Origin of the sequence: Bathymodiolus heckerae thiotrophic gill symbiont (assembly GCF_900128515.1) — a bacterium.
GTDB lineage: Bacteria > Pseudomonadota > Gammaproteobacteria > PS1 > Pseudothioglobaceae > Thioglobus_A.
Genome location: NZ_FQTP01000219.1, coordinates 1 through 1151, shown reverse-complemented (window position 1 = coordinate 1151; position 1151 = coordinate 1). Strand labels below are relative to the sequence as shown.

1 protein-coding gene and 1 pseudogene are annotated in these 1151 nt (G+C 41.2%); both read right to left on the bottom strand.

The annotated features are described in order from the left end of the window. A pseudogene (locus BTHERMOSOX_RS11395) lies at positions 1 to 854 on the bottom strand (ISNCY family transposase); the annotation flags it as partial. A gap of 83 nt (positions 855 to 937) precedes the next feature. Further along, a partial coding sequence (locus tag BTHERMOSOX_RS11390; protein ID WP_212744662.1) for a hypothetical protein occupies positions 938 to 1151 on the bottom strand: 214 nt, incomplete at its 5' end.

Here is a 1151-nt window from a genome sequence, read left to right as displayed (position 1 = left end):
AATAAGACTTTAGGTAGCTTGTATTTGCCTATCAATAACTCATAACTTTGAGTGACTCGATTCAGGTATTTTTGAGCCAGATCAATATAAATCTGGTGTGCTTTGCAAATCAAATCGGCCTGAGCCATTTTTTTCTTTTCATCCTTCGAGGTGGAATGCCGTAATCGCTGGATACGCCGATATTGTTGTTTGAATTGAGCCAGGTTGTGTTTATGCTGACGCCAATCGGGAAGGTAATAGTCTTGGCGCCAGTGAACGCACTGACGGAATAAAACGCTCATGGCATCATAAAGCAAATTAATGTCCGTTGGAAAATGAACGTCTGTTTTTAAGACAAATGAATCGCAACGCCCCTGAATGGATGCACTGACATCTAAATTAAGCAATTGATAACCCGAACGAATGACTTCGGTGTTTATCCGATCCATGATGTCAGGTGTAAATAACTTTAGGTTATCTCTTAGAGTTTGTAAGCGATAATTCTTGTCATCAAAGATGCCGTGCCCCAACATCATTCTGAGGGTTCGGTGTTCGTTGGCGAGTTCCTGGAGACGATCAAAGTCAGCACCGAGCGCTAGCCGCAAGGTGCCCAATACAAAAATGGTCCACTGCTCCATTCCGGGGCGCCCTCTGTCTGGCGCTACGGAAACTGTTTCATCACTGCTTGTTTTATTCTTACGTGGAATAACTTCTTGGAGGATTTTGAAAACAGTTTCTTTCAAAGGTTTGCTTGTATAGATGTGTTGCAAGCCCAGCAGGATGAGTGGAATATCATCGCGCGATGTGACGTCAATGACGATGTTGGCAATATCGACTTGCCCGATTTCCAGTTGTGACGATATGATGTTTCTCATGGATCTGATGCGAAGTTTTAATGAACCGGGCTATTCTTGAGGGCTTAGTCTTTGCCAGTTCGGTTTGTAGAAATAAATACTTGTTAAATAACAATGACATAATGATTTTTTACGATAACCACCAAAAAGGGATGATCAGAATCTTCAATGCTATTATTGGGTGTTATTATGTAACTTCTCATTATCCACCGGCAAATATTAAAAAGTTGCTTTACAATATATTCTATGAACTCGCCTAAACCTAAACTGCCAGAGATAAATGAAGAAGATCGTACACCGCTAGTGGATGTGTTATTG